Genomic DNA, 26852 nt, shown 5'->3' with positions numbered 1-26852 from the left:
GGCTCAGAGGGGGTCTTCGAGGGGAGAGACGGCCCGGCGGGTCTCGGAGTAGGCCAGGGCGTCCTCCAACTCGGCCACCGCGAGCCGCACCCGCTCCACCACCGCCGGGTCGACGTACTCGCCCCCCGCGTCCACGCGCGAGCCGGCGCGGGAGACCACCACGCAGTCCACCAGGACGGCGCCCAACAGCGTCAACGTCGGCATGAGCGGAGCGTGGGCGCGCATACCCCCGGCCTGTCCCGGGGAGGCGCTCATCAACAGGGTCGGCCGGCCCATCAGACCGGCGGAACCCACCAGCCAGTCGATGGCGTTCTTGGTGACCCCGGCCGGCCCGTGCGCGTACTCGGGCGTCGCGATCACCACCCCGTCGGCCCGCGCCGCCGCCGCGCGGAACCCCCGCACGGAATCGGGCCAGGACGACTCGTCGTTCTCGACGTCCGGATCGAACAGGGGCAGCCGTCCGGCCAGGTCGGCGCCGATCACCGTGACGTCGGATCCCACCCGGGGCACCAGACGCAGCAGCGCCGCGTTGAACGACCCGCGCCGCAGACTCCCACAGATCCCCAACAGCGTCCGCTCCGCCATACGCCCGTGTCCCCTCGCGCTCGCCGTGTCCGCCGAGACCCTACCCGCGCGGAACCCCCGACACGCCCGGAGCCGACCCTGCTCACCGAGGCGCCGATGCGGCCCCACCCGGGGCGATGTGAGCGCAGCACCCTTCCCACCTGCGACGTTCGGTTCACCCGTCCCTCACGCGGGGTAGACCCACCTGCGTGAACGGACTGGCCACGCAAGCGAACCCGCCCGCCACACCCGGACGCGGAGTCCACGGGGACTTCACCGTCTGGGCCCCCGAGGCCCGACGCGTACGCGTCAGAGTGGGCGGCGTCGACCACCCCATGGAACGCGACGCTCGAGGACGGTGGCACGCCACGGTCGACGGGGCCGGGCCGGGCTCCGACTACGCCTACCTCCTCGACGAGGGGGAGCGGCCCCTGCCCGACCCCCGGTCGCTGAGACAACCCCGCGGGGTGCACTCCGCGAGTCGCGTCTACGACCACGACGAGTTCGTCTGGGCGGACGGCCACTGGACCGGACGGCCGCTGGCCGGGGGCGTCGTCTACGAACTCCACGTGGGCACCTTCACCCCGGAGGGCACCCTCACCGCCGCCGTCGACCGGATCGACCACCTGGTCGAGCTCGGGGTCACCCATGTCGAACTCATGCCGCTCAACGCCTTCGACGGCACCCACGGCTGGGGGTACGACGGCGTCCTGTGGTCCGCGGTGCACGAACCCTACGGCGGCCCCGACGCGCTCAAGGGGTTCGTGGACACCTGCCACCGCCACGGGATCGCCGTCCTGCTCGACGTGGTCTACAACCATCTCGGCCCCTCGGGCGCCTATCTGCCGCGCTTCGGCCCCTACTTCTCCGGCGAGAACGCCTGGGGGCCCTCGCTCAACCTGGACGGACCCCATTCCGACCCGGTCCGCGCCCTGGTGATCGAGGGCGCTCTGGACTGGCTGCGCCACTACCACCTGGACGGTCTGCGGCTGGACGCCGTGCACGCCCTGCGCGACGACCGGGCCGTCCCGATCCTGGCCGAACTCTCCGCCGAGGTCGACGCCCTGGCCACGGGGCTCGGCCGCCCGCTGTCGCTGATCGCCGAATCCGATCGCAACGATCCGTGCACCGTCCTGCCCCGGGAGGCGGGTGGGATGGGCATGACCGCCCAGTGGTCCGACGACCTGCACCACGCCCTGCACGTCGCCCTGACCGGGGAGAAGCACGGCTACTACGCCGACTTCGCCGGACCCCGGGTGCTCGCAGACGTCCTGCGCAGGGTGTTCCTGCACGACGGCGGGCCCTCCTCGTTCCGGGGACGTCGGCACGGGGCTCCGGTCGACACCCACCTGATCCCCGGCCACCGTTTTCTCGGCTACCTCTCCACCCACGACCAGATCGGCAATCGGGCCCGGGGAGACCGTATGGGCGAACACCTCTCGCCCGGCCTCCTGACCTGCGGCGCGGCCATCGTGTTCTGTTCCCCCTACACCCCGATGATCTTCATGGGGGAGGAGTGGGGCGCCACCACACCCTGGCCGTTCTTCGCATCCTTCACCGACCCGGACCTGGTCGAAGGGGTGCGCACGGGTCGCCGCCGCGAGTTCGCCGCCCTGGGGTGGGACGAGGAGGAGATCCCCGACCCGATGGACCCGGCCACCCGTGACGCGGCGGTCCTGGACTGGTCCGAGGCCGACCGGGAGGCGGGCCGACTGATCCTGGACACCTACCGTTCCCTGATCGCCCTGCGGCGGGCCGAACCCGAGCTGAGCGACCCCCGCCTGGACCGCTTCCGAGTCGACGCGGACCGGGAGGGCCGGCGATTGGTCCTGACCCGTGGTTCGCTCCGGGTGGTCTGCAACCTCTCCGAGGAACAGACCGTGGTGGAGCTGGACGCCGCCCCTCGGGAACTGTTGCTGGCCAACGGGTACCCGAGGATCGACGGGGCCGCCTTGGACGTGCCGGGCGAGTTCTTCGCGATCGTGCGCGTCTGACCCGGGTGGGCGGGGTCCGCTCACCCGGATCAGCAGCCCCCGCCCCCACCGTCTCCTCCTCCGCCTCCACCGTCACCGGCGCCTCCGTCGGAGCAGTCGGCGGAGTAATCGTCTCCGCCGATGGACCAGCCTCCTCCACCACCGGCTTCGCCCCCGCTCGAGGCGAAGACCCCGTCGCCACGGCGCGGATCCCTCCGATAACCCTCGGGGTTCTCACGAGAGGAGCCGATACCGATGATGATGAGGACGAGGACGCTGGGAACGATGATGAGGAAGAAGATGAGGGAGGCTGTCGTAGCGTCAGAATCGCTCGCGGCGAGGGCGGTCCGGGCGAGCTCGGGGGTGTCGATCGTCATACCGGTGTGATCCCGCTGCGCCTCCGCCGGTTCGCGGCCCGCCCCGGCCCGTTCCGGTCAGGGACCGGACCAGGGCCACCCACCGGTCGGGGGCGACCAGACCCACCGGGGCGGACGGATCCACCCCCGCCTCCCGAAGGGCCGACGCGACCCGCCGCGCGGGATAGGCGCGACGCAACGACGCCGACAGGGAACCGCCCACCCCTCCGAAACCGATCTCGACCAGACGGCGGTATTCCCGCAGGTCCTCCCTGGGCAGCAGCGGCTCCTCCCTGCGGCGCAGCACGAGCACACCGGCGTCCACGCGTGGCACCGGCCGGAACCTCTCCCGGCCGATCCTGCCTTCCAGGGACCACGACCACTCGGGCCAGGTCAGCACGGTCAGAAGGCTCCACCGGCCGTACGCCCCGGTGCGTTTGCGCGCGTACTCCCACTGGGTGATGAACGTGGCCGAGGTCAGACCGGGCGCGTTCAGGCACCAGCGGACGATGTCGGCGGTACGGGAGTAGGGGATGTTGCCGACCACCGAGAAGGGGGAGCGGGGCGGGCGCGCCCGGGTGAAGTCCCCGCGTACGATCCGGACGTCGGGGGCGCGTTCCCGGTAGCGCTCGGTCAGCCGGGCGGCCAGGGTCGGGTCGATCTCGTAGGCGATCACCCGACCCGCCTCACGCACGAGGAAACGGGTCAGCGCGCCGTCTCCGGGGCCCACCTCCACGACGGTGGAGTCGGGGGCCGGTCGGGCGATGCGCACCACCCGGCGGGCGGTGGCCGGATCGGTGAGGAAGTTCTGGGACAGTCGCCGCCGATCGTCGTTCGAGCGACGCGGACGACGAGGATCGTGGGAGTGGTGGGCTCGACGAGGAGAGCGTGCCATGCGCGGTCCGTTCCGCCACCGTGGTCGGTGGCCGACGAGGACGACGGCACGACGGAACCCACGCCCGGCACGGGCGTGTCACAGGATCTGTACGGGGTCCACCGGCCGTACGTCCGAAGAGAAGAGGGACGTCGGCTGGGCCTGGACCGGCGGGTCGTATCGAGACAGGAGACCCCCTTGGCACCGCCGACGTCGCGCACGATGAGAACGCGGAAACGGCGGTGCCCTCAGAGGGGTCCGATCACCGGTCCGGCAGAGCGGACCGGAGCCGTGCGTGGGCGACCGCGGGCCAGGCCTGCGCGCCCCTGAAGATCGCTTGGAATGCTCCCATGGACATCACCCTAGAGGCGGCGGCGAAGAGAGGGCAACGGGTTTTCCGGCGCCCCGGGGCGAGGGGAAAAGGGGTGGCGTCGACCGTCGTGACCCGGGGATACTCGCCCCCATGGCCGATTTCTCGCTCTTCGATACCCGCAACTACCGGACCGTCGACGTGGCCACCGGATACGACGGTTGGTCGGCGACCTACGAGGACTCCGTCCCCGACGCCATGGACCTGGCGCTGCTCGACGGGCTCGCCGTTCCCGACTGGGGCGGGGTGGAGCGCGCCGCCGACCTGGGCTGCGGGACCGGCAGGACCGGGACCTGGCTGCGCGAAAACGGTGTGGGGCACGTGGACGGGGTGGACCTGAGCACCGGGATGCTCGCCCTGGCCGAGAAACGTGGAGCCCACGACTCCCTCACCCGGGGGGACGTGCGCTCCACCGGGCTGCCGGAGGAGGGGTACGACCTGGTGATCTCCTCGCTCATCGACGAGCACCTGCCCGACCTCGACCCGTACTACGCCGAGGCCCGCAGACTCACCGCGCCCGGCGGACACTGCGTCCTGGTCGCCTACCACCCGCAGTTCATGATGGTCTCCGGCATGCCCACCCACTTCACCGACGACTCCGGCGAGGACGTCGCCATCGCCACCCACGTCCACCTGATCGGCGACCACGTACGCGCGGCCCTGGCCCACGGGTGGCGTCTGGAGGAGATGTCGGAGGCGGTCGTGGACGACGCGTGGGTGAGCGTCAAACCCAAGTGGGAGAGGTTTCGCGGCCATCCCGTCTCCATGGCCCTGGTCTGGTCCCGGGCCGACTGAACCCCGCCCGCTCCGAGCCGGAACGCGGCCGCCCGACCGCCGGGATCGGCGGTCGGGCGGCCGGGCCGATCGAGCGGGGCGCCCCGCCCCCTCAGCCCTGAAGGTAGATGTAGACGAGCAGCGCCACCACGGCCAGCATCACCAGGACGGCGAAGGCGATCTTGACCGCGGAGTAGGGGCGTTCGCCCTGGACCTCGCCGGTCTGCCCGTTGATGACCATCTGGTAGCTCTTACCGCCGTGCAGATAGGCCCCGGCCCACACCGGCAACAGCATGAGCTTGCCGGTGACGTCGGAGTAACGGGTGGAGACCGAGTGCACCCGCTGCTCGTCCCCTCCGATGTCGCGACGGCAGTCCTTGTCGATCTGCTTCGCCATGATGCCCTTGGCCCGGTCCAGCCCCTCCTCGGGCTCCATGTCGTAGCGCAGGGCCTCGTGCCCGGCCAGGTAGGCGTGGGTGAAGGGACGCGCCTGTTTCAGGTCCCACGGCTCCAAGGCGGTCACGCGTTCGGGGGAGAGCCTGGTGGTGGCGTTCACCAGCACGTCGTCGAAGTCCCGGGAGACCCGGCCGCTCGCCGGATACCACCGGGTCTTGCGCACCTGCCGGGTCTTGGTGACCGTCTTGCCGTTCTCCTGGGTCGTGTAGGTCTCGGTGACGTAGTAGTACTCCCCGCGTTGGCCCTTGTAGTCCGACGCGGTCGCCGCGTCGAAGGTCCAGTGCGGCAGATAGGTGCTCTTGAGCCGCTCGGCCTCGCCCACCTTCTTGAGACTGTTGGGGGCGAACCATCGTGTCCTCGTCCACGAGGCCAGCGCACCTCGGGCACCGGAGCGGTCCACCGCGAAGGGCAGCACCGCCTCGGGGGGTACGACGTCCTCGGAAGCCGGGTCGATGACCAGAGGAGAGGCGCAGAACTGGCAGTTGTGGGCGAGCTGGTCGCTCTGTAGATGCGCCCCACAGCCCTGGCAGACGAGCTCGTGCGGCACCAGGTCGGCCATCGGGGTACGCCGGAAGAGGTCCTGGACCTTGTGCTCCCGGATCCGCCGCTCGGGGGCGGCCACCTCGTCGGTGTGCCCGCAGTAGGGGCAGAGCATCCTCTCGGTGCCGGGGGCGAACTCCAGCCTCGCCCCGCATCCTCCACAGGGGAAGACACGAGGGCCCTCCGGTGGCGTGGTCGTGTTCTCGGTCATGGTGGTCCTCGGGGGGATCGTTCGAAGCGGCGAGGGTCAGGCGGGGGGCATGGGCGGAGGGGTGTGCGCGAAGAGATCCGCCAGCTCGGGCACCTCTCCCGCCGGGGCCCACTGAGGCATGCCGTTCCGCCAGACCAGGCTCTGTCGGGTCAGGGTGCCTTCGGAGGCCAGCCGGACCAGGCCGCCTCGGTCGAGGGGGCCCTGCTGCTGTCCGTTCACACCGACGTGCCACTGCTCCTGCGGGGGCAGGGGAGGCGGCGCGGCCGCGGCCGGCGGCTGCTGCTGTGCGGGGGCGGGCTGCTGCGGAGCAGCTCCGGGGACCTGGTTCTGCTGCGCCATCTGCTGGGCCATGCCCAGGCCCATCCCCATGCCCATGGCCTCGCCCATGCCGCCGCCCTCGGTCCCGGCGGCCTTCTCCATGGCGTTGGCGGCCTGGAACCTGCCGTAGCGGTCCATGTCGCCGATGATGCCCATCTGGGTGCGCTTGTCCAGCGCCTTCTCCACCTCGGGGGGAAGGGAGATGTTCTCGATGTTGAAGTTCGGGATCTCCAGGCCGACCGAGGCCATGTCCCGGCTGAGCCGGCCCGCGAGGTCACGGCCGAGATCGTCCTGGTGGCTCGCCAGGTCGAGCACCGGGATGTCCTTGGCAGCCGTGGCCAGGGCGTTCCCCAGCCGGCTGACGACCATCTGCCGGAGGTAGTTCTCCACCTCCTCGGTGCGGAACTGCGGGTCGGTGCCCACCAGTTCGGTGAGGAACAGCGGCGGGTCCACCACCCGGGCGCTGAAACCACCGAAGGCGCGCACCCGCACGGCGCCGAACTCGGGGTCGCGCAGCATCACCGGGTTCTTGGTGCCCCACTTGAAGTCGGTGAACTGCCGAACGTTGACGAAGTACACCTCGGCCTTGAAGGGCGAGGAGAAACCGTGCTTCCACCCCTTGAGGGTGCTCAGGATGGGGATGTTCTTGGTCTCCAGGGTGTACGTGCCCGGAGCGAAGACGTCGGCGATGCGCCCCTCGTTGACGAAGACGGCGATCTGCGACTCGCGCACGACCAGCTTCGCGCCCATCTTGATCTCGTTGTCGTAGCGGGGGAAACGCCAGACGATGGTGTCCCGACTGTCGTCGGTCCACTCGATGATGTCGATGAGCTCGCCTTTGAGCGCGTCGAAGAAACTCAAGTTCTACTCCCAATGTGTCGATACCGCCTTGTCATTCGACGTGGCGGAGCCGGGACCTGTTGCCCTTCGCGGATAACGAAGCGGATAACGAATGGGCCGACGGGTGTGGTGTGCGTCTCGCCCCGCGGCGGTCAGGGAGCGTCGGTGAGCGTCCGGATCCACGCCTTGCGGTGGCGGGCGATGTGGTCGGCGGCGGCGCCCCAATGGTCGGCGTGCCCCTCGGCGTGCAGTCGTGCCCAGGGCATACGTCCGGTCCGGGCACCCTCCTCCAGTACGTCGAACATGGCGCGCACCCGGCGCAGGGCGGCGTCGGGCAGCTCCCGCCGTTGCCGAACGTCGCAGCCGTACCCCTCGGCCAGGGCGCGGAGCCGCCGCCCGTCGATCCCGGGGTCGCCGCCCGCGTGCAGGGGGACGAACCCATGGGCGGCGTACCCCAGGTCCCCCATCCGGCTTCCGGGCGCGGCGCCGTCCCAGTCGATGAGGCACCAGGGCTCCTCGTCGCCGTCTCGGGGTGTCTCGGAACGGACCAGGTTCCACGGGGCGAGGTCGTTGTGGCAGACGACCTCGGGCCTCTCCGGCGGGAAGAGCGGATCCCACACCGGTTCTCGCGGGGGCCGGAAGTCGAGGGTGAGGTCGTGCAGCCGCCGGATCATCGCGCCCAGACGGTGGAGCTCCTCCTCGGTCATCGGGGCGGCCCGATCGGCCATGACGCCGGGCACGAACTCCAGGCTCTGCCGCCCCAGGGAGTCGCGCCCGTAGGCCTCGGGCACCTCGGCGCGGCCGTGTCGGCGCAGGTGACGCAGGAGTTCGGCCACGGTGGAGGAGGAGCGCAGCCAGGACTTGCGCACGGTGCGCCCCACACGGAGCACGGTCTCGGAGACGTTGCCGCCCTCCAGGAGCTCGACGTCGTTCTCAGGGGAGGGGAGACCCTCGGATGGACTCATAGGACCCATCCTCGGTGGTGGACCGGCCCCGGGCCATCGGATTTCCCCGGATCGGGGGCCCTCAGAAGAACTGCCAGGGCCCCTTGGGCGGGCGCTGTCCGACACCCGGCTCCGACCAGTCGCACACCCCTTCGGAGAAGATCTCCCGAGCGCGTTCGGTCTGCCCCTCGTCGAACTCCACGGGCTGTTCCGCCTCGTCGAACGGGGTCAGCCGGCACTTGAGCACGTCCGAGGCGAGCGGACCGCCCGCCGCGGTCCTCGGCGAACCGTACACGGGGAAGGCGTCCGCGCAGCGGTCGCCCTCGCCCGGCCCGGCCGTCGTCTGTGGGGCGACCACGCGTTCCCCTTCGATCCAGCACGCGTCGGTGAGCCATTCCGGCCGGGTCCGTTCCAGGTGTTCGATCGGCTCGCCGCCGGGGCGGGCGCGGGAGCTCTGCGCGGCGGCGGTCACCCAGGCGTCCAGCTCGGTCAGGGCCCGTCCGGCCACCGGCTGGTCGGCCCCGAACACGCCGGGGCGGTGGCGTTCCACCAGCATCACCTGGTTGGCGTCGGTGCCGTTGGCCGCCCGCAGCCGTTCCCGTGTGGAGAAGGAGTGGTAGCGCATGTGGATGTCCCCGCCGGAGGCGTCGTCCTGGTAGGGGCGGTGGTCCACGATCGGGATGTCGGCCAGCCCGCCGCCCCCGTGCAGCAGGCGACCGCTGTCGTAGGCGGCCTCGACGGCCTCCGTGTCGCCCTCGGTACGTTCGGCCACGATCCGACCGTCCGTGTCGAAACCGCCGATGTGCTCGTTCAGGTCCAGGAACTCGTCCACGTCGATGACACCCTCGGCCAAGGCGGACAGCCCGTAGCGGACCCCCACGTTGTCCAGCGGGCGACGGGGGAGACCGGTGTCGGGGTCGATCCCGTAGACGTTGACGGTGTGCGAGTACAGATCGCAGCGGGCCCCGCCCGGACGATCCCGCGGATGGTAGCGCTCCGATTCGGGCAGCGCGTCCGGACACACCCCCTGAGGATCGATCCGGGCGGCGGCGTCGGCCATCGTGCCGATCCCCTCCCAATGGCCGAATCCGGAGACGGCGCGCTGCTGTTCACGGGTGAGCGCGTCGGGACGGGCCTCGGAGTAGGCGCGCAGGAGGGCCGCGTCGGTCGCGGCGGGCACGGTCGCCGACGCCACGTCCGGATAGCTCTGCGAGACGACGATCCCGTCCAACAGCCCCGGCTGGTTGTCGGTGATCTGGTGGGCCTGATAGGCCCCGCCGGAGTGCCCCCAGCCCAGGGTGTGGTCCGGAACCCCCAGGGTGAGCGAGAACCGTTCCTTGACGGCGTTCGCGGTCTCGGCGGCGAGCAGGTCGTTGCAGTTGTTGCCGAACACGTTGAGCGAGGCCGACGCGACCGCGTATCCCCGGGAGAGCATGCCGTGGTCCACCACCCCGGCCGTCCGGTCGCCCTGGACGTACCAGCCACCGGGGCAGCCACCGCCGAACTTGTACACCAGGCGCCGGTTCCACCCGTCGGGGGAGGTCCACGGATCGGGTTCGGGCTCACGGGGGTCGTGCAGGACGGCCGTCTCGTAGACGGAACGGTTGACCGTGCCGGTCTCCACCCGCACCACGTAGGGGACCCTGGCCCCGGTGGAGGTGGTCGTCTCGGCCACGTCGGTGGGGATCCGGCCGCCCTGCGGCAGCGGCGCGAAGTCGCCCCCGAGGGTCCGGTACACGTAGCCGACCCGGGTCCGGACCGAACAGTCCTCGTCCAGCGGGGCGCCCAGCCGGCCGCCCCAGGCGAGTTCGAAGTCCTCGGTCCCGCAGACGAAGGGGCTCTGATGCGGTCCGGAGAACACCGGGCCGGTGAGCGGGTGTCCGGTCACGGTGAGCCGTGCGGGTTCGGGAGGGGCCGCGGGGGTGCGGGCCTCGTCCGGGTTCGCGGAACCGTCGTCCTCGATCGAGGCCACCAGGGTGCTCCGCCCCTCGGGGACCCCGGTGACCAGGCCCTCCACCACCTGTCCGACGCCGGGGAGATGGACCGGGCGCAGCATGTCCGTGACGTCGCGCCCCTCCACCTCCAGCCGGATCGCGTCGGGCGGATAGGGGCGTGGCGGCCGCACCCGGACCAGCACGGTGTCGCCCATGACGGTGTCCGGGCGTGAGGAGAGCACGTCGATCCTCGGCCGGTCGGGGCGCGTCTCCTCCACCGGAAGCGAGGGCGCGGCGGAGGGGGAGACGCTCCGAGCGGTGGCCCGGTCCGGAAGCGTGCTGCCGGAGAGGACGAACAGGGTCGAGACGAAGGCCGCCCCCAGACCGAGGGCCACTCGCCTTCCGGTCGGCCTCACCGAGGACGACCAGGGTGGGAGAGCCGTTCCCGACCGGGGACACGGCGAGGTCGGAGGCCGATCTGACCACGGGCGCACAAGGGGATGATCTCCGCGCGGCGGCGCGCGGGGAGGGGAACACACCGGGGCTGAGACGGGCTTTGCACTCCCATATCGCCACCGATACCCCGAACCGGTGGAGAACGAACGGGGAATCGGTGGCCGGTCCGTTCACCGGCCACCGACGGTCGCGTCGTCCCGCGGAGAGGCCCCGCTCAGGGGCGGTGGATCTTCCTGCCGCTCACCCGGCCGGGGACGATCTTCAGGATCTGGTCGCGCGGACCCTCCGCCCAGGGACGGGAGATCCGGTCCGTCGGGATCCGATGCAGTTCGGCTTCGTCCCGGACCCACCGGCAGCGCCCCGAGCACAGCACGCTCCAGCCCTCATGACGCTCCTCGTCGAGACGGTCGACCTGGAAGGCCGCGTAGCCTCGCGCGTAGCGCATGATGGTCCCGGCCAGCGTGGAGCGGAACACGATCGTGTCGTCGATCAGCGCGTAGTTGACGGGCAGCACGGTCGGAGCCGCGTCCCCGTCGATGGTGAAGGCCACGCGCCCGATGTCGCGTTCGGCCAACAGGTTGAAGCAGGTCTGGCGGGCCAGCACGGTGAAACCGGACTGATCCTCGTCGGCCAGGTCGGTGCCGAGCATGAGCTGCTCGGTCTCACGCAGTCGCTCGGTGCCGGAGAAATCCTCGGTCGTGCCCCTCTGCTCCGGGGGCGAGGTGTTCTCCGTGGCCACGTCCCGCCCTCCGGTGGACGCGTCGGCGCCGCTCGTTCCAGACATCACAGGCCCCCCGAATCCGGTGCCCTCTTCTTCTCGTACCGCCATGATCGTCGGACACGGCCTCGTGAACGTGGGGCCGCGAGTCCCCGATCCACGGCGAAGGTCCCCTCTTGTGCGCACTACCCGGAGGGACGCAGGCCTCAAACAAAAAGGGACGTTCGCCCCCTCTTGGAGTCACCCGCTCTGACTAGGGTGGATATGCCCGATCCGAGCCCGGGTGCGAAGGCGAACGCACGCTCCCTCCCGGCCGGCACACCAGCATGGGTCCCGGACCCGTACGCCGGGGCGGTACCGCCCCAGGCCCCCAGTACCGAGGAGGTGCGCGCCCGATGAGCGGCGACACGACGATCCGGGTGTTCCTGGTGGACGATCACGAGATCGTCCGACGGGGAGTGGGATCGCTCCTGGACGACGAGGAGGGCATCGAGGTGGTCGGCGAGGCCGGCACCGCGGCCCAGGCCCTGGCCCGAGTGCCCGCGCTCGAACCCGACGTCGTCGTCCTCGACGTGCGGCTCCCCGACGGCGACGGGGTCACCGTCTGCCGGGACATCCGTTCGATGCTCCCCGAGACCCGCATACTCATGCTCACCTCCTACTCCGACGACGAGGCCCTCTACGGGGCGGTCATGGCCGGGGCCTCCGGCTACATCCTCAAGCAGATCCACGGCACCGACCTGGTGGGCGCCGTCCGGACCGTCGCCGAGGGACGCTCCCTGCTCGACCCCGAGTCCACCACCCGCATGCTCCAACGCCTGCGCGAGGAGGCCGGACGCAAGGACCCGCTGGGGGAGCTCACCGACCAGGAACGCCGCGTCCTGGAACTCATCGGCGAAGGGCTCACCAACCGGGAGATCGGCGCCAGGATGTACCTGGCGGAGAAGACCGTGAAGAACTATGTGTCCCGGGTCCTGGCCAAGCTCGGCATGGCCCGGCGTACCCAGGCCGCCGCCTACGCGGTACGCCTGTCCATGGACCCGACCGCCTGACCCCGGGGAACGAGTGGCCGGACCGCGCAGACGGGCGCGGGCCGGCCCCTTCTCACGTCCCCTACCCCTCCTCGAAGCGCGCGGGCGCGGTCCACTCCACCACCGTGCCCTCGCCGGGACCGGAGACCACGCTCATCGACCCGCCCAGCTCCTCGGCCCGCGAGGCGAGGTTGTTCAACCCGCTGCGGGAGACGCCCTCGGGGACACCGCGACCGTCGTCGGTCACCCGGAGCGTGACCTCGTCGTCGGCCACGGACAGCTCCACGTCCACCGAACCGGCCCCCGCGTGGCGGGCCACGTTGGACAGGGCCTCGCGCAGCACCGCCACCAGATGTCCGCCCACCCGCTCGTCGACCGCGTTGTCGACCGGCCCCTGGGTGAGCAGCCGAGGCGCGAATCCCAGGGTCTCCGAAGCGGCGTTGACCAGCTCCAACACCTGGGAACGCAGCCACGAGGAACCGTGCTCGGCCGGGCTCTGGAGGGCGAAGATCGTGGACCGGATCTGTCGGATGGTGTCGTCCAGGTCGTCCACCGCGTTCCGGACCCGCTCGGCGGAGGTCCCGTCGTCGATCCGGCGCACCGTTCCCATCAGGGTGATGGCGGTGGCGTACAGCCGCTGGATGACCGTGTCGTGCAGGTCCCGGGCGATCCGATCCCGGTCCTCCAGCACGCTCAACCGTTCCGAGTCCAGCCGCGCCTCGGCCAACTCCAGGGCGACCGCCGCCTGGTCCGCGAACGAGGACAGCATGTTCGGCCAGCCGTTCTGGAACTCCTCGGCCCCCTGGAAACGGGCGAGGACGAGCACGCCCCGGGCGCCGTCGGGAGGCCCGAAGGGCAGGATCAGCACCGGGCCCACCCCCATCCGGGTCAGGAAGTCGACCCCCTCGTACCCGCCGGAGGATACGTCCGTCCGCAGCGGCCCCCCGGGCAGATAGGCCCGCCCCAGCAGGGTCTCGGGGGCCCGGGACAGCGTGACCCCACGGGGCTCGGCGGTGAGGGGCCCGCAACGCTCGGCGGGGCCGTCCCAGACCCGGACGGTGAGGGTCTCCGGCTCCTCCCCGGGCATGGCGATCACCGCGACGTCGGCCTGCGCCATCACCCGGGCCCGCCGGGCCACCAGCCGCAGGACCTCCTCGGGCGCGGCACCGGACAGCAGACGCGTCGTGATCTCCCCCGAGGCGTCCAGCCAGGTCTCCCTGCTCTGCGTCTGGGCGAACAGCTGGGCGTTCTCGATCGCGGTGCCCGCCGCCGTGGCCAGGGCGCGCAGGAGCAGCTCGTCGTCGCCGGTGAACTCGGCGCCGTCGATCTTGTCGGTCATGTACAGGTTGCCGAACACCTGGTCGCGGATGCGGATGGGCACCCCGAGGAAGGTGTGCATCGGCGGATGCCCCTGTGGGAAGCCGCGCGACTCGGGATGGTCGCGCACGTCCCTCAACCGTAGGGGCTCGGGCCGCTTGATGAGCAGGCCCAGGATGCCCTCGCCCTTGGGCCAGTGCTCGATCCGGGCGATCTCCTCCGGCTCCAGCCCCACCGGGATGAACCGGCTCATCTCGCCGTCGGGCCCGATCACCCCGAGCGCCCCGTAACGCGCGTTGACCAGACGGGTGGCGGTCTCGGTGATCCGCAGCAGGAGCGGCTCCAGCTCCAGGCCCTCGCCGATCGAGACGACCGCCTCCAACAGGGTGCGGATGCGCTCCTGGGTCTGGGAGATCTCGCTCATCCGGGAGCGGACCTCGTCGAGCAGATCGTCCAGACGCACCTGGGGCAGCGACATACGGTCGGGTCCACGCCGGTCGTCGTGGCCACCGTCTGTCTCGCGCATGGGGGACTCTCTCCTGCTGTCGTCCAAGGATCCGGGAATGAGTCTATGACCGGTTCCTCCCGCTTCGACGCCGACTCGGCTCTGACCGTGAGTCCCGGATCACCCCGTCCGACCAGGCCCTTTCCCGAGCTGCCGCGCAGTGGGAGGCAAGGGACCAAGGCCCTCCGGAAAGAGGCCCTTCGCCCTCGAGGGTTCACCGGTCAGCGGGACCACTTCAGCTTTCTGCTCTGCTCTCTCATGAGTAGTAGGGGTATGCGTTCGTGGACCACATGTGAGTTCGATCCGACTACCTCGGCCCCGATGACCACACGCCGATCGGACTTGGCGATCTCGATGGTGAGACCTTCGACCCCGGCCAGTTCGGTCAGATCCACGGGTCCTTCGCCGTGCACACGTATGGTCTCCAAGTTCGGCATATCACGCAGCCATACGGGAAGACGCGCGGTCTCTCTGTAATGAGTCACCTCCAGGCGGCGTACCGAGGGCAGGGAGAGAAGGGTCTTCGCGGTTCGTTCGGTGTCTAGGTGTTGTCGACTCAACTGAAGGTTCTCCAGACGGGGAAGTTCCTTCAGGGGAGCCAGATCGAGGGTGTGGTCGATCTTCCCGTAATAGGAGAAGTGGGCCAGTGAGGCTTCTTGAGAGAGCAGCCCCTCGATGTTCCGCAGAGAGGGGCAGTGAATGATCATTAGCCTCTCCACCCTGTCGGGGGCCGAGGTCAGGCAGTTCAGATCGACGAGCCGATCGTTGTCACGTATCAGGAGTTCCTTCATTCGTCGCCGCGGAAGGAACTGATCGAGAGGAGATCGGGGGAGACAGCGTTCGAACGCCACTTCTTCGAGGGTCGTGAAGTCCGTGATGAGGTCGATGCCCTCGATGAGGTCAGGACGATTGAACATGACGCTTTTCAATGGGCTACTCGATAGAGCCGCGATGCTCCGTACGGTGACGGCTTGAGACGTGGAGAATCGACGGAGTGAGTCCATCCCTCTCAAAGGGGTCAGATCGACTTCCGGCCAGTGATCTCCTAGGGCGGCCTGCATGATGAGAGAGGTCATCTTCGGCACGCGCGCGAGTGCCTTGATCGTGTCGTCGCCGCCTCCCCGGACGAAGTATCGACGTAGCTCTCCTCCGTGGTCGATCGCCAGGTCGAGGTGTTCGACCTGGATCGGGAAGGCGTAAGCGTAAGTATCGATGGTGTCCGCCAAGACCACCTCGGCCATCTCTGCCGAAGGGTCTCGCTCCCAGGCGTCCCGTGCCGCGAAGAACACACCCTGACTACGAAAAGGAAGGGCTCTCTGAATGATCGGTAGTGCCCCCGAGCCTCCGATACGTGAAGCGGCCTCCAGGGTTTTGGCGGCCTGTCTCGCGTTCTTCGGTGGGGCCTCGGCCAGGAGCGGAAGTACTGATTCGCCCACCAGGGTCAGCGCGTGGACGTGTTCCTTCGTCCTCGGCGGCAGGATGCTCCGGACCTTCTCCTCGACCTCCTCCCGGAGTCGCCGCGCCAGTTGGGGTGAGGTCTCCAGGCAGGCGAAGGCCGCCAACAGCAGCCGGTCGCGGTGGCTCTTGACCCGGTCGGCCCGCTCCAGCAGCCCGGCCACCAGCTCCTCGCGCTGGGCGGGCGAGGCGTGGCCCGCGGCCATGACCAGCACCTCGTGCCACTGGTCGTCGTGGGCGTGACGGACGAGCAGCGGAAGGCTGTCCTCCTCCACGAAGGCCTTGGCGGCCAGATACTCCTCGAAGGTGCGGTGCAGGAAGCTCACCCGGTCGACCGCGGGGCTCTGCAACAGGCCGCTGCGGACGAGGAGATGGCCGAAGACCTCCTCGGGTTCCTCGGCGATGTGGTGCATGCTCGCCAGGGCACGGGCGATCTGTCTGCGCGCCGTGGCGATCGGGGCGTCCGAGCTGCCGTTGACGATCAACCACCGGGCCAGCTCCTGCAACAGCAGCACCAGTTCCCGCCGGGACAGGTCCACTCCGGGCACGCCCCGCTGGTGGTCGCGCTCCTTGAGCAGCATCGTCAGCGCCGCCTCGTACACCTCCATCCGGTCCCGGGGCAGCGAGGTGTGCCGGTCGCGGTGGAGCGCGCACAACAGGGCGCACAGCAGCGGGGTCGAGGCGATGGATCTCAGGTGGCCGCGCCCCAGTACCTTGCGGGTCAGCTCGGTCTCGTACCGGGCGAGCAGCGCGCGTTCGGCCTCCTCGGCGACCTCGCCGCGCACCGCCTCGTGCCAGTGGTGGACGAAGGACCGTACGTCCTCGTCGGTGAGCGGCTGGAGTTCGGCGTTCACGAACCCGTCCGTCTCCAACCAGGTCTCCGAGGCCGCCCCGGGACGGGTGGTGACCACGTAGCGGCAGTCGGGGAAGTCGGCGATCAGCCCCTGGAGCCACCGGCGGGCCGCCTCGCGTTCGCCTCCGGGGAGCTCGTCCACCCCGTCCACCAGGACGACCCCGAGTCCCCGGGACAGGACCTCGGTGGCCCACCCCTCGGGCGCCTGGTCGGCCAGGTGGCGGCCGGTGTGCCGGACCAGATCGGCGGGTTCGGGCAGAGGCGCGCCCACGTACTCTCGCAGCGGCACGAGGAAGGGCACGAGCCCGTTCCAGGAGGACAGCGGGTCGGGGAAGTCGCCCTGGCCGGCCCGTACCCCCACCCAGCGCAGGAGCGTGGTCTTACCGGAGCCGGCCGGGCCGCGCAGGAAGGTCCGTCGGTGCCGGGCCAGGACCTGTTCCACCCGCAGGTCGCCGGTGGGGAAGAGGGGCTCGCGGTCGAAGAGGCCCTCGAGGTCCCCCTCCCGCCACTCCCCGGCGACCCTGAGGCTCAGGTAGGCGGTGCTCAGCGGATAACGACGGGTCCCCGCCTCGGTGCCGAACAGCTCCAGCACGTCCCAGCGTTCGGCGGCCTTGCGCCGGTAGGCGGTCAGGAAGGCCGCCTCGGCGTCCCGCTCCCGGCCGGCGCGCACCTCCTCACGGGGGATCCGGTCCAGCAGCTCCTCCAGATGGTCAAGGACGAGCCTCTCCCGCCGGAGCAGCTCGGTGAAGGCGCCGGCCTGGAAACGGGGCAGCGTCGTCAGGGTGGCCATCACGTAGGCGCAGGACTCCGGCAGTACCCGGTCGTACAGGGCCACCGCGACCGCGCTCAGGTCACGGGTGGCGCGGGGGACCTTCGCGCGCAGGTAGCGCTCCAGGTACAGCGGGTCCAGGTCCTGTTCGAAGAGGGTGCGGTCGGTCAGCCCGGCCCGCTCGAAGGTGTCGGCGACGGCCAGGACGGCGGCCTCGCGTTCGTTCTCGGCCAGCCCGCGGAACTCGTGGTCGAGGTAGCCGAGCATCCGCTCGGCGATGCTCTCCTCGATCTCGGCGAATCTGCGCTCCAGTCGGCGCTGTTCCCGTGCGCCGGTGACCTTCTCCCGCACGATGTCGGTGACGGTGGTCGCGGCGCTCTCCGCCAGCGGGTTCCCGATCCAGATTCCGCAGGCGGCCTTGACGACGGCGACACCCACCTTGAGGGCGGCTTCGAACACGAGGTCTCTTTCGGGGGGAGACGACAGGGGGTTCCCCACCCTAGAACGCGAGGGGCCGGTCCGGGCGTCGTCCACAGCCCGGACCGGCCCTTGGCCGAAAACGGCCTCCCGGTCCTCGTCCGCCCCTACAGGTCGGCGGTGTCGAAGGTCGTGTCCGGTTCGGCGGAGAAGCCGTCCGGGCCGCCGAGGTAGAGCGCGTACTCGCCGGAGGCGCCGGGCATGGCCGGGAACACGGTGCTCAGCAGCAGGTCGGCGTAGCCGTCGCCGTCGTAGTCCATCAGCGCGTGGGGGCCGAAGGAGCCGTCCCGGGCGGAGGGCACCGTCAGCGGGTCGGTGCCCGTGCCGCGCAACCCCTCGGGGCCGCCGAGCAGCAGGAAGGCCTCCTCGTAGGAGTAGCCCGGGCCGCTCATCGCCACGACGTCGTCGAAGCCGTCCCCGTCGACGTCGCCGACGAGCAGTTCGCCGCCGAACCCGTCGCCGTCCTCGGCGTCGCCGGGCATGCCCTCGCCGTCACGGTCCAGCCGGATCGGTTCGGCGTCCAGGTAGCCCTCGGAACCCAGGAGGGTGTCCACGTAACCGGGGCGCAGTTCGTCTTCGTAGCCGGGCTCGTTGTTGGGGATCCCGCTGATCCCGATCAGCAGGTCGGCGATGCCGTCCCCGTCGACGTCGCCGGAGGCGCGGGTGTGGGAGAGCGGGGTCTCGCCGACCACCTCCTCGGCCGGGCCGTCGGGGCCCGAACGCAGGATCAGGTCGGTGGCCGGGGACTCGTCCCGGCCGCTGATCAGGATGAGGTCCTGATAGGCGTCCCCGTCGGCGTCGAAGGAGGCGAGCTCGGCGTCCCAGGCCTCCTCGGGCAGGGGGAGGTCGCGCGTCTCGGCGGGCTCGCCCTCGGCGTCGAACGGACCGCGGTGGTAGCGGCTCTCCCATTCGTCGATGGGGCTTCCCTGGACCTGGTCCAGGACCGCGACGTCGGTGTGGCCGTCCCCGTCCATGTCGCCCACGGCGAGGGAGACCGCGGCCATGCCGTTCTCGACCCCGGTGGAGAGCCAGGGCAGGGGGATCGCGGGGCCGGTGGGGCCCTCGGGGCCGCCGAGGACCAGGTAGCCGTCGTCGTCGGCCGCCACGATCAGGTCGGTGTGGCCGTCGCCGTCCAGGTCACCGGTCTCCAGGACGGCCTGCGGGGCGGAGGATCGGGGAAGGTCCAGGTCGGCGGCGGTGAGGAGCACCGACCGGTCCGGGGACAGGCCGTCCTCGCCGCCGAGCAGGACGCCCACGTAGGCTTCCCCGTCCTCGGGGTCGCCCAGGACACCGCTGATCGGCAGGTCGCCGTAGCCGTCCCCGTCGACGTCGATGGGGACGGGGGCGGCCTCCCCGTTGGTGGGCCGGGCGTCGGAGAGGTCGGTGGTGGCTCCGCAACCGGTGGCCGTGATCATGGCGACGGCCAGGAGCGGGGGAAGGGCGATCCGATACTTCATTGCACGTCTTCCTGACGACGGTGGGGTCGTGGGGTTCGATGCGCGGAATCGGCGTTCGGTTGGGCCCGGAACGCCCTTGTTCCCCCGGAACGGCGAACGCGGGCCGGGCGGCGGTGAGCCGTCCGACCCGCGTTCGGCGGTCGGGGAGCGGAGAGGGTCAGCGGGTGACCTTGGCGGAGATGTCGTCCAGGTCGGCGTCCCGTGTCTCGCGGCCGATCAGCAGGGCGATCAGGGTGATGACGCCCACCAGGATCAGGTAGCCGCCGACCCAGGCCAGGCCGAAGGTGCCCGCGAGCCAGGTCGCGATGTAGGGCGCGAAGGAGGCGCCGAACAGACCGGCCAGGTTGTAGGCGGCCGAGGCACCGGTGTAGCGCACCCGGGTCGGGAACAGCTCGGGCAGGACCGCCGCCATGGGGCCGAAGGTCAGACCCATCAGGGACAGGCCGATGATCAGGAACGCCATCACGCCCACGGTGCTCCCGCTGCCCAGCAGCGGGCCCATGGCGAAGCCGAACACGATGATCGCGGCGGTGACCGTGATCAGGGTGGGCCTGCGGCCGAAGCGGTCGGCCAGGATCCCGGCGATCGGGGTGAAGACGGCGAAGAACACCACGCCGATGAGCAGGAAGACGAGGAACTGGGAGCGCTCGTAGCCCAGGCCGGTCTCCGCGTCGGTGCCGAAGCCCAGGGAGAAGACCGTCATCAGGTAGAAGAGCACGTAGGTCGCCAGCATGATGAGCGTGCCGATCAGGACGGCGGACCAGTTGTGGCGGAAGACCTCGACGATGGGGGTCTTGACGCGCTCGCCGGAGGCGATGACCTTCGCGAAGGCGGGGGTCTCGTGCAGGGTCAGGCGCACCCAGAGGCCGATGACGATCAGCGCGATGGAGATCAGGAACGGGATCCGCCAGCCGTAGGCGAGGAAGGTCTCGTCGCTCATGGTCTGGCTCAGCGTCAGGAAGACGGCGTTGGCGAGGAAGAAGCCGATCGGCGCGCCGAGCTGCGGGAAGGTGCCGTAGAAGGCGCGTTTGGCGGGGGGAGCGTTCTCGGTGGCCAGCAGCGCCGCGCCGCCCCACTCGCCGCCCAGGCCCAGACCCTGACCGAAGCGGCACAGGGCGAGCAGCAGGGGCGCGAAGACGCCGATCTGCGCGTAGGTGGGCAGCAGTCCGATCGCGACGGTGGCGATGCCCATGGTCAGCAGGGAGGCCACGAGGGTGGCCTTGCGGCCGATCCGGTCGCCGAAGTGACCGAAGACCCAGGAGCCGATGGGGCGGGCCACGAAGGCGATGGCGAAGGTCGCCAGCGACTGGAGGCGGGCCGCCATCATGTCGCCTTCGGGGAAGAAGAGGTAGGGGAAGACGAGTACCGCGGCGGTCGCGTAGACGTAGAAGTCGTAGAACTCGATGGACGTGCCCACAAGGCTCGCCGTGAGGACCTTCCGTTTGGGGTTGGTCGGGGGCTGCGCCGCGTCGGCTTGTGGCCTTCGCGACGACGGGGTGTCTGCGGAGACGTCCGTCATGGGACTTCTTTCCAGGTCAAGGCGGGTCGATGGCTGGATGTTAGTCGCCGTGGACATTATATGGAACATTTGTCTCGGTATGTGAGATGTGGGAATGTCGGTGTTCATCCCTGTTCGTTCCGTCGGTGTCCACAACGCCCACCACCTCTGGATTCTCGCACCTTCGGTGACGTGGATCACTTACGAAGACGTCACGTTCTCGGACGCCCGTCTCGTCATGTGGATCGACACCGCGTCGGAGGTACCGTCGAAGAAGGGGTCACGTCCCATGAGCCGCCGGTGCTCGGTGTCGGGCACTCCGGGCTCGCGCCATGGCCCGCGTCGCCCGTGCCCGCGCCATGGCCCGGACCACGGGTAGGAGCGCCCGTCCGGGAGTGAGGGAGGCGGGGCCCGCTCAGCGGCCGGTGGACCATTCCGGCGGCCTGATCCTGGGGACCCCCGACACCCGGACCACCCGGGTGCAGTTGTCCCGGAACCGCTTCACCAGCTCGCCGTTGGGGCGGTCACTGCGCTCGACCCACTCGCGGGCGGCCCGGTCGTCGGAGCCGCCCGCCCTCTGGCGCCTGCGCAATCGGCGCTCGCGCACCGGATCGTCGGTCTCCACGTACCACAGCCCCACGAACAGGTCCCGCAGGTCGGACCAGGGTATCTCGTCCGAGGCCAGGTAGTTGCCCTCGGTCACGACGAGACGGGTGTGGGGCTCGATCACGTGCCGGGCGGCGATGGGCTCGTGCAACCGACGGTCGTAGTCGGGCACGTAGACCGGATGATCGGTCTCCGTCAGCAGTCGGCGCACCATCGCCAGGTAACCGTGGGCGTCGAAGGTGTCCGGCGCGCCCTTGCGGTCCCTGCGGCCCGATCGGTCCAACTGGGCGTTGGACAGGTGGTAGCCGTCCATCGGTAGGTAGCCGGCCACGCCCGCGCCCCGCTCCTCCTCGACCCGGTGGACCAGGTAGCGCGCCAGGGTGGACTTCCCCGCGGCCGGAGGCCCGGTCAGGCCGAGCAGCAAGCGGTGCGGGCCCTCCCCGTCCGCCGGCGGAACGAGGTCGAGGACGTCGGAGACGAGCGCGTCGAGCATGGGCTCCAGCCTATGTCGTACGCCGTCGTCCATGGAGGGGGATCGGCCGGAGGGAGGGGGCGCCGCGATGGCGTCCCCTCCCTCCGCGGGCCGTCCTCAGGGGGCGTGGCCGACGTGGGCCAGCGCTTGACGGACCAGGACCCCCTGGCCGCCCTGCATCTCCGCGCGCACCTGAGGGCCGGTCGCCTCCTCGGGGGTGAACCACACCAGGTCCAGAGCGTCCTGACGGGGCTGGCAGTCCCCGCTCACCGGGACGACGTAGGCCATGGCCACCGCGTGCTGACGGGGGTCGTGGAACGGGGTGACCCCGGGGGTGGGGAAGTATTCGGCGACGGTGAACGGCTGCGGCGAACTGGGGATGCGCGGCAGGGCCACCGGGCCCAGGTCCTTCTCCAGATGGCGCAGGAGCGCGTCCCTGACCCGCTCGTGGTACAGGACCCGCCCGGAGACCACGGAACGGTTGAAGCTGCCGTCGGGGTCGGCGCGCATGAGCAGCCCGACGTGCGTCACCTCCCCGTTCGAGTCCACACGGACGGGTACCGCCTGGACGTAGAGCACGGGCATGCGGGCACGAACACTCTCCAACTCATCGCGGGAGAACCAGCCGGGCCGGGTGTCGGCGGTTTCGGTCATAGGGGTGCGCGGTGGTCCGGCCGCTCGAGGCGGTCGCGGAACCGCTCCCTCCCTTCGTCGTCTTCGTGTCCCTGGGGCGGTCGTCCTCGGCGCTCACAGGAGCCACCGGGGTGTCGGCCCTCACATAGGAGTCCAAGTACCGCTTCTATCGCACGCTAGCCCCGAAAGCACGGTGCGGGCCCGACTTCGGGTGTGTCCGAGGGGAATACCCGTGGGTTCCGAGGATCGGGAACCCCGCGCCCGACCTCCGGGAAACCGGGGGCGAGGTGACACCATCCTTCCCAGAGAGCCACATCGGCGAGATTTCGGGGGGTTTCCTCACCAAAAAGCCTCCCGAGACCTCCCTGAAGAGGTTACGATCTCGTACGCGGTTGCGTAGTGGAAAGGTTACGTCCGGTGAGAGGTGGCCCTAGTGGCGAAGGATGCCCTGTTCTCTGCGCGGGAGCGTTTCCCCTGTACGGGGGTGACGGTGGTGCGTGTCCACGGCGAGGTGGACCTGGCCACCGCGGACCGCCTGCGTGATCGACTCCTCCAGGCGGCCGAGGCCTCACGGTGCGACTGCCTGGTGGTGGACATGTCCGGACTCGGGTTCTTCGACGCCAGCGGGGTGCGCGCGCTGGTCTCGGTCTTCCAGACCCTGACCGGACAGGGCCGGCACGTGGTCCTGGCCGAACCCTCGCCCATCGCGGCGCGGGTACTGGAGGCGCTCGGCATGCGGCGCCTGTTCGAGATCTATCCGATGACGGAGATGGCGCTGACCCACACCAGCGGACTGCGGGTGGACGGGGAGCCCATCTTCGACAACCCCGTCCCCTGACCTCGGGGCGGACCCTCGCGGTGGGTCCCCGTCCGGTGCCCCGGGGAAGTGAGGCACCGGGCGGGGACCGCCGCGTTCAGGGGAGCGGGGTGGCGCGTTCGCCGCCGGGAGGCTCCTCGGACCTTTCCAGGAAGGGCGTCAGAAGCTCCGGATCGGCGTCCCGGGCCCAGGCCAGCCCCTGTCCCAGACCCACGTCGGGCACGGTGTACATCCCCTTCCCCGCCGCGGTGGTCGCCGATACGTCGACCAGACCGAGCCGGCGCTGGAACGGTGAACGGGTGATCCGCCAGCCGATCACCGCGGAACGCTCCAGGGCGACGGTGTCGCGGACGGCCATCCCCCTGCGCATCACCAGGTGGTCCGGGTGCAGGCCGTGGCCCAGGGCCCGGTAGGAGCCGACCGCGTAGGCGAACGCCATGGCCGCGATGGCCAGGGCCACCAGAGCCCACCCCCAGTTCGGGGTCTCCTTCACGCCCTCGCTGACCAGGGGGAACGGGATGAGCTGCTCCTCGGCGACCCGGACCGCCTTCCACCAGGCCTCGGTGGCGATCATCTGGAGCCACGCCAGTCCGGCCGCCAGGGCCACGCCCACCAGCGTCACGAGGCCGGCCCGGGTGAACCTGCGGCGCAGGGCGGCCCGGGGGTGGCGTGCCAGCGGCACCTCCAGGGGGGAGGTCGACCGTCCCATGAGGGCGGCGCCCAACGCGCGGGCCCGGGCGCGGGGCATCGCGGGGGACAGGCGGCTCTTGGCGTCGGTCTTCTTGTCGTCGCCGGTCTCCAGCCCGGTCGCCACCGCCTGGACGCTCGCGCCGCGTACCGAGCGCAGCACGAACGGCTCGCGCAGGACCACGCCGTTGAGGCGGCGGCCCTCCACGGAGAGGGAGACGTTGGTCAACAGCCCCCGTCGCAGGCGGACGGTGCCGTCGCTCTCTCTGGTGAGCCGGTAGCCCCACCAGGTCTCCACCGCGGCGGCGACCAGGACGACCACGCCGAACACCAGGAGGGAGAACAGGGCGATGGGGACGACCAGCAGCACCTTGGACATCACCAGGCCGCTCATCTCCCGCATGTCGGGCAGCCCGGACTGATCCGAGACCCAGCGCCAGGCCCAGCCGTTGGTCTGGGCGTTGAAGCCGAGCAGGGCGGCGAACAGACCCAGACCGACACCGAGGGTGGCGGTGGTGGCGGGCGCGTAGGCGAACCAGCGCGGATCGAGTCGGGCCAGCTCGGTCTCCTCCTGCCCGGGAGCCCCCTCGGGCCCCTCCGTCTCTCCCGTCCCCGTGGAGGCCGGGGCCGGACCGCGCTGGAGGAGGTCGCGACGCAGACGCTCCCCCTGTTCGGAGGTCACGTACTGGAGTTGCATCTGATCGCCACCGCTACCGACCTTCTCGCCCGTGCCCACGGTGACCGAGCACAGCCCGAAGATCCGGGTGTAGATCGGGGTGGCCACGTCCACGCTGCGGACGCGTTCGCGAGGGATGGAGCGGTAGGCCTTGGCGACGATTCCCGAACGCATCTCCATGCGTTCGGGGGTGATCCGGTAACGGATCGCGCGCAGGCGCAGCAGGTCCAGGTAGGTCATCAGGGCGACGAAGGCCGCGGTGGCGGGGAGCGGTACCCAGGGCCAGAGGGGAACGCCGACCACGATCAGCACGACGGTCCCGATGATCGCCATGGGGACCATGGACAGGGCCACGATGGCCGTGTTCGCCCAGACGGACAGGGGGCTCAGCCGCTGCCAGTCCTCCTCGGGATCGATCGGGGGCGCCTCCGTCGCCGCGGGGTCCTCGATCGGGTCGACCCGGGGCTCGGGGCGTTCTTCCGGGGCTCCGGAACGGTGGTCGTCGTGGGAGGTCATGTCGCGTCCCCCGGGATCGCCTGGGTGCTGTCGGTGAGCCGGTCGGCGACCTCGGTGGCGAGGCCGTGGGCGAGTCCGGCGATCTCGATGGGGCCGGCGGCGGAGGCGGTCGTCACGGTCACGCTGGACAGGCCGAAGGCCCTCTGGAGCGGTCCGCGCGCGGTGTCCACGGTCTGGATGCGCGACATGGGCGCGACCCGCCACTCCTGCCAGAGCCATCCGCTGGAGGTGTAGACGGCGGTGTCGGTGACCTCCCAGCGGTGCACCCGGAAACGCCACAGCGGCATCACCACGGTGATCAGCAGCCCCACCCCGCCGATGGCCCCTCCCGCGAGCAGGAACCAGAACCGGACCGGTTCCCAGATCAGCGCGGGCACCACGGGGACGGCGGTGAGGACGACCGTCACCAGCAGGGACCTGGTCGTCCACCACCAGACGGCGCGTCGGTCCACGCGGTGGTGGGGCGGTCGCAGGCGCAGAGCGTCGGTGCTCATCGCGACCACGTCTCCTCTCGTTCGGGCCTCGGGGGCGGGGCCGGCTATTAAAAGTGATATCACAATGCTATGCTCACGTCATCACTCAAGAGGAGGGAACAGCGATGAGCGACAACCCGGGTGTCATCAGGCCGACACCCCAGTACCGGGAACGAGAGGCCTTCGGGTCCGGCGGGATCCCCATGTTCGTGGTGTCCCTGGTCCTGTTCCTCGGGGGCGTGGGCCTGGCCCTACTGCCCCTGTTGGGAGCCCCCGGCGCCCTGATCGCGGTCGGGGTGGTCCTGGCCCTGATCGGCGCCTTCCTGTCCTTCGGCCTGACGATGGTCGCCCCCAACGAGGCCCAGGTCGTCCAGTTCTTCGGCCGCTACGTCGGCACCATCCGCACCGACGGTCTGCGCTGGGTCAACCCGCTCACCGTGCGCAACGCGGTCTCCACCCGCATCCGCAACCACGAGACGTCGGTGATGAAGGTCAACGACGCCTCGGGCAGCCCCATCGAGATCGCGGCCGTCGTGGTCTGGCAGGTCGAGGACACCGCCCGTGCCTCCTTCGAGGTGGACGACTTCGTCCAGTTCGTCTCCACCCAGACCGAGGCGGCCGTCCGTCACATCGCGGGCAAGTACCCCTACGACTCCTACGGTGACGACGCCGTCCCGTCCCTGCGGGACAGCGCCGACGCCATCACCGAGCAGCTCTCCAAGGAGGTCGCCGAACGCGTGGACGCCGCGGGGGTGAAGATCGTGGAGTCCCGGTTCACCCACCTGGCCTACGCGCCCGAGATCGCCCAGGCGATGCTCCAGCGCCAGCAGGCCAGTGCCATGATCGCCGCCCGCGCCGAGATCGTCGAGGGGGCCGTCACCCTGGTCGACCGCGCCCTGGAGCGTCTGTCGGACGAGGACGTCGTGGACCTGGACGAGGAGCGCAAGGCCGCCATGGTCAGCAACCTGCTCGTGGTCCTGTGCTCGGACCGTCCCGCCAGTCCCGTCGTCAACACCGGGACCCTCTACCAGTAGATCCGGGTGAGGTGCCGTGCCCGAGCGCAAGAAGGTCCTACTGCGTCTCGACCCCGCCGTCCACGACGCGCTCGCCCGGTGGGCCGGGCAGGAGTTGCGCAGTACCAACGCCCAGATCGAGTTCCTGTTGCGTCGCGCCCTCGACGACGCCGGGCGGATGCCCAAGGAGGCCCGGGACATCCCCCGTCGCGGTCGCCCGCGTAAACGCGCGGACGAACCGGAGGAGGACGGGAGGGAGTGAGCCCGGG

22 protein-coding genes are annotated in these 26852 nt (G+C 70.5%); 6 read left to right on the top strand and 16 right to left on the bottom strand.

Annotated features, from left to right (window positions below):
- Window positions 1–3 precede the first annotated feature (3 nt).
- Window positions 4–585 carry an NADPH-dependent FMN reductase gene (locus TR33_RS04945; protein WP_017534755.1) on the bottom strand — a complete coding sequence of 194 codons (582 nt, stop codon included), beginning with the start codon at window positions 583–585 and terminating at the stop codon, window positions 4–6.
- Between the two features lie 188 nt (window positions 586–773).
- Here TR33_RS04945 and treZ point away from each other — a divergent pair, with 188 nt between their 5' ends.
- The gene (gene treZ, locus TR33_RS04940; protein WP_017534756.1) at window positions 774–2558 is read left to right on the top strand and encodes a malto-oligosyltrehalose trehalohydrolase; all 1785 of its coding nucleotides are present in this window, start codon (window positions 774–776) and stop codon (window positions 2556–2558) included.
- Between the two features lie 29 nt (window positions 2559–2587).
- Here the strand turns inward: treZ and TR33_RS04935 are convergent, their stop codons facing one another.
- Together TR33_RS04935 and erm are read right to left on the bottom strand one after the other, a co-directional pair.
- Window positions 2588–2914 (bottom strand): hypothetical protein, encoded by a 327-nt coding sequence (locus TR33_RS04935; RefSeq protein ID WP_042281737.1) that lies wholly within the window; start codon window positions 2912–2914, stop codon window positions 2588–2590.
- Window positions 2859–3788, bottom strand: a complete 930-nt coding sequence (erm, locus tag TR33_RS04930) for an ErmE/ErmH/ErmO/ErmR family 23S rRNA (adenine(2058)-N(6))-methyltransferase (protein WP_042281734.1) — start codon at window positions 3786–3788, stop codon at window positions 2859–2861. Before erm ends, TR33_RS04935 begins: the two co-directional genes overlap by 56 nt.
- Window positions 3789–4230: 442 nt before the next feature.
- Between erm and TR33_RS04925 the strand changes: the two genes are divergently transcribed.
- Window positions 4231–4932 (top strand): class I SAM-dependent DNA methyltransferase, encoded by a 702-nt coding sequence (locus TR33_RS04925; protein WP_042281731.1) that lies wholly within the window; start codon window positions 4231–4233, stop codon window positions 4930–4932.
- A gap of 91 nt (window positions 4933–5023) precedes the next feature.
- Here the strand turns inward: TR33_RS04925 and TR33_RS04920 are convergent, their stop codons facing one another.
- The 5 genes from TR33_RS04920 to TR33_RS04900 form a co-directional block, all read right to left on the bottom strand.
- Window positions 5024–6118 (bottom strand): TFIIB-type zinc ribbon-containing protein, encoded by a 1095-nt coding sequence (locus tag TR33_RS04920; protein ID WP_042281728.1) that lies wholly within the window; start codon window positions 6116–6118, stop codon window positions 5024–5026.
- Window positions 6119–6154: 36 nt separating this feature from the next.
- Window positions 6155–7297 carry an SPFH domain-containing protein gene (locus TR33_RS04915; RefSeq protein WP_042281725.1) on the bottom strand — a complete coding sequence of 381 codons (1143 nt, stop codon included), beginning with the start codon at window positions 7295–7297 and terminating at the stop codon, window positions 6155–6157.
- A gap of 131 nt (window positions 7298–7428) precedes the next feature.
- Window positions 7429–8241: a phosphotransferase enzyme family protein gene (locus TR33_RS04910; protein WP_042281723.1), complete on the bottom strand. Its 813-nt coding sequence runs from the start codon at window positions 8239–8241 to the stop codon at window positions 7429–7431.
- Window positions 8242–8302: 61 nt separating this feature from the next.
- A complete protein-coding gene (locus TR33_RS04905; RefSeq protein WP_042281721.1) occupies window positions 8303–10549 on the bottom strand; it encodes a DUF6351 family protein in 2247 nt (748 codons plus the stop codon).
- 275 nt (window positions 10550–10824) lie between these two features.
- Window positions 10825–11394: a pyridoxamine 5'-phosphate oxidase family protein gene (locus tag TR33_RS04900; protein WP_041561979.1), complete on the bottom strand. Its 570-nt coding sequence runs from the start codon at window positions 11392–11394 to the stop codon at window positions 10825–10827.
- A gap of 329 nt (window positions 11395–11723) precedes the next feature.
- On the opposite strand from TR33_RS04900, the gene TR33_RS04895 reads away from it, so the two are divergent.
- Window positions 11724–12380 (top strand): response regulator, encoded by a 657-nt coding sequence (locus TR33_RS04895; protein WP_042281720.1) that lies wholly within the window; start codon window positions 11724–11726, stop codon window positions 12378–12380.
- 61 nt (window positions 12381–12441) lie between these two features.
- On the opposite strand, the gene TR33_RS04890 is transcribed toward TR33_RS04895, so the two are convergent.
- The 6 genes from TR33_RS04890 to TR33_RS04865 form a co-directional block, all read right to left on the bottom strand.
- Window positions 12442–14202, bottom strand: coding sequence for a GAF domain-containing sensor histidine kinase (locus TR33_RS04890; RefSeq protein WP_042281717.1), 1761 nt, complete (start codon window positions 14200–14202; stop codon window positions 12442–12444).
- Window positions 14203–14402: 200 nt separating this feature from the next.
- Window positions 14403–17717 (bottom strand): NACHT domain-containing protein, encoded by a 3315-nt coding sequence (locus tag TR33_RS04885; protein ID WP_042281715.1) that lies wholly within the window; start codon window positions 17715–17717, stop codon window positions 14403–14405.
- A 125-nt stretch (window positions 17718–17842) separates the two neighbouring features.
- Window positions 17843–19192: an FG-GAP repeat domain-containing protein gene (locus tag TR33_RS04880; protein WP_042281713.1), complete on the bottom strand. Its 1350-nt coding sequence runs from the start codon at window positions 19190–19192 to the stop codon at window positions 17843–17845.
- Window positions 19193–19349: 157 nt separating this feature from the next.
- The gene (locus TR33_RS04875) at window positions 19350–20711 is read right to left on the bottom strand and encodes an MFS transporter (RefSeq protein ID WP_026125035.1); all 1362 of its coding nucleotides are present in this window, start codon (window positions 20709–20711) and stop codon (window positions 19350–19352) included.
- A gap of 394 nt (window positions 20712–21105) precedes the next feature.
- On the bottom strand, window positions 21106–21789 hold the full coding sequence (locus TR33_RS04870) for a nucleoside/nucleotide kinase family protein (RefSeq protein ID WP_199806102.1): 684 nt from the start codon (window positions 21787–21789) through the stop codon (window positions 21106–21108).
- A 96-nt stretch (window positions 21790–21885) separates the two neighbouring features.
- Complete coding sequence (locus tag TR33_RS04865) at window positions 21886–22422, bottom strand: NUDIX hydrolase family protein (protein WP_014910609.1); 537 nt, start codon at window positions 22420–22422, stop codon at window positions 21886–21888.
- 463 nt (window positions 22423–22885) lie between these two features.
- On the opposite strand from TR33_RS04865, the gene TR33_RS04860 reads away from it, so the two are divergent.
- The gene (locus TR33_RS04860; protein WP_026125037.1) at window positions 22886–23239 is read left to right on the top strand and encodes an STAS domain-containing protein; all 354 of its coding nucleotides are present in this window, start codon (window positions 22886–22888) and stop codon (window positions 23237–23239) included.
- Window positions 23240–23315: 76 nt separating this feature from the next.
- Here the strand turns inward: TR33_RS04860 and TR33_RS04855 are convergent, their stop codons facing one another.
- Complete coding sequence (locus tag TR33_RS04855; protein ID WP_042281707.1) at window positions 23316–25097, bottom strand: PH domain-containing protein; 1782 nt, start codon at window positions 25095–25097, stop codon at window positions 23316–23318.
- Entirely contained in the window at window positions 25094–25591 is a 498-nt protein-coding gene (locus TR33_RS04850) for a PH domain-containing protein (protein ID WP_026125038.1), read from the bottom strand. Before TR33_RS04850 ends, TR33_RS04855 begins: the two co-directional genes overlap by 4 nt.
- A 104-nt stretch (window positions 25592–25695) precedes the next feature.
- Here TR33_RS04850 and TR33_RS04845 point away from each other — a divergent pair, with 104 nt between their 5' ends.
- Together TR33_RS04845 and TR33_RS04840 are read left to right on the top strand one after the other, a co-directional pair.
- A complete protein-coding gene (locus TR33_RS04845) occupies window positions 25696–26604 on the top strand; it encodes an SPFH domain-containing protein (protein ID WP_014911705.1) in 909 nt (302 codons plus the stop codon).
- 16 nt (window positions 26605–26620) lie between these two features.
- The gene (locus tag TR33_RS04840; protein ID WP_014909861.1) at window positions 26621–26845 is read left to right on the top strand and encodes a type II toxin-antitoxin system antitoxin; all 225 of its coding nucleotides are present in this window, start codon (window positions 26621–26623) and stop codon (window positions 26843–26845) included.
- The last annotated feature ends 7 nt before the right edge of the window (window positions 26846–26852 follow it).

Origin of the sequence: Nocardiopsis alba (genome assembly GCF_000710955.1) — a bacterium.
Taxonomy (GTDB): domain Bacteria; phylum Actinomycetota; class Actinomycetes; order Streptosporangiales; family Streptosporangiaceae; genus Nocardiopsis; species Nocardiopsis alba.
Note: the sequence above shows the minus strand (reverse complement) of the source record. Positions and strands in the feature narration are given on the sequence as shown.

Excerpts from the sequence above, each read along its gene's own strand:
- TR33_RS04945 (WP_017534755.1), bottom strand. The coding sequence starts at position 585 with ATGGCGGAGCGGACGCTGTTGGGGATCTGTGGGAGTCTGCGGCGCGGG.
- TR33_RS04935 (WP_042281737.1), bottom strand. The coding sequence starts at position 2,914 with ATGACGATCGACACCCCCGAGCTCGCCCGGACCGCCCTCGCCGCGAGC.
- erm (WP_042281734.1), bottom strand. The coding sequence starts at position 3,788 with ATGGCACGCTCTCCTCGTCGAGCCCACCACTCCCACGATCCTCGTCGT.
- TR33_RS04925 (WP_042281731.1), top strand. The coding sequence starts at position 4,231 with ATGGCCGATTTCTCGCTCTTCGATACCCGCAACTACCGGACCGTCGAC.
- TR33_RS04920 (WP_042281728.1), bottom strand. The coding sequence starts at position 6,118 with ATGACCGAGAACACGACCACGCCACCGGAGGGCCCTCGTGTCTTCCCC.
- TR33_RS04910 (WP_042281723.1), bottom strand. The coding sequence starts at position 8,241 with ATGAGTCCATCCGAGGGTCTCCCCTCCCCTGAGAACGACGTCGAGCTC.
- TR33_RS04900 (WP_041561979.1), bottom strand. The coding sequence starts at position 11,394 with ATGTCTGGAACGAGCGGCGCCGACGCGTCCACCGGAGGGCGGGACGTG.
- TR33_RS04895 (WP_042281720.1), top strand. The coding sequence starts at position 11,724 with ATGAGCGGCGACACGACGATCCGGGTGTTCCTGGTGGACGATCACGAG.
- TR33_RS04890 (WP_042281717.1), bottom strand. The coding sequence starts at position 14,202 with ATGCGCGAGACAGACGGTGGCCACGACGACCGGCGTGGACCCGACCGT.
- TR33_RS04880 (WP_042281713.1), bottom strand. The coding sequence starts at position 19,192 with ATGAAGTATCGGATCGCCCTTCCCCCGCTCCTGGCCGTCGCCATGATC.
- TR33_RS04875 (WP_026125035.1), bottom strand. The coding sequence starts at position 20,711 with ATGACGGACGTCTCCGCAGACACCCCGTCGTCGCGAAGGCCACAAGCC.
- TR33_RS04870 (WP_199806102.1), bottom strand. The coding sequence starts at position 21,789 with ATGCTCGACGCGCTCGTCTCCGACGTCCTCGACCTCGTTCCGCCGGCG.
- TR33_RS04865 (WP_014910609.1), bottom strand. The coding sequence starts at position 22,422 with ATGACCGAAACCGCCGACACCCGGCCCGGCTGGTTCTCCCGCGATGAG.
- TR33_RS04855 (WP_042281707.1), bottom strand. The coding sequence starts at position 25,097 with ATGACCTCCCACGACGACCACCGTTCCGGAGCCCCGGAAGAACGCCCC.
- TR33_RS04850 (WP_026125038.1), bottom strand. The coding sequence starts at position 25,591 with ATGAGCACCGACGCTCTGCGCCTGCGACCGCCCCACCACCGCGTGGAC.
- TR33_RS04845 (WP_014911705.1), top strand. The coding sequence starts at position 25,696 with ATGAGCGACAACCCGGGTGTCATCAGGCCGACACCCCAGTACCGGGAA.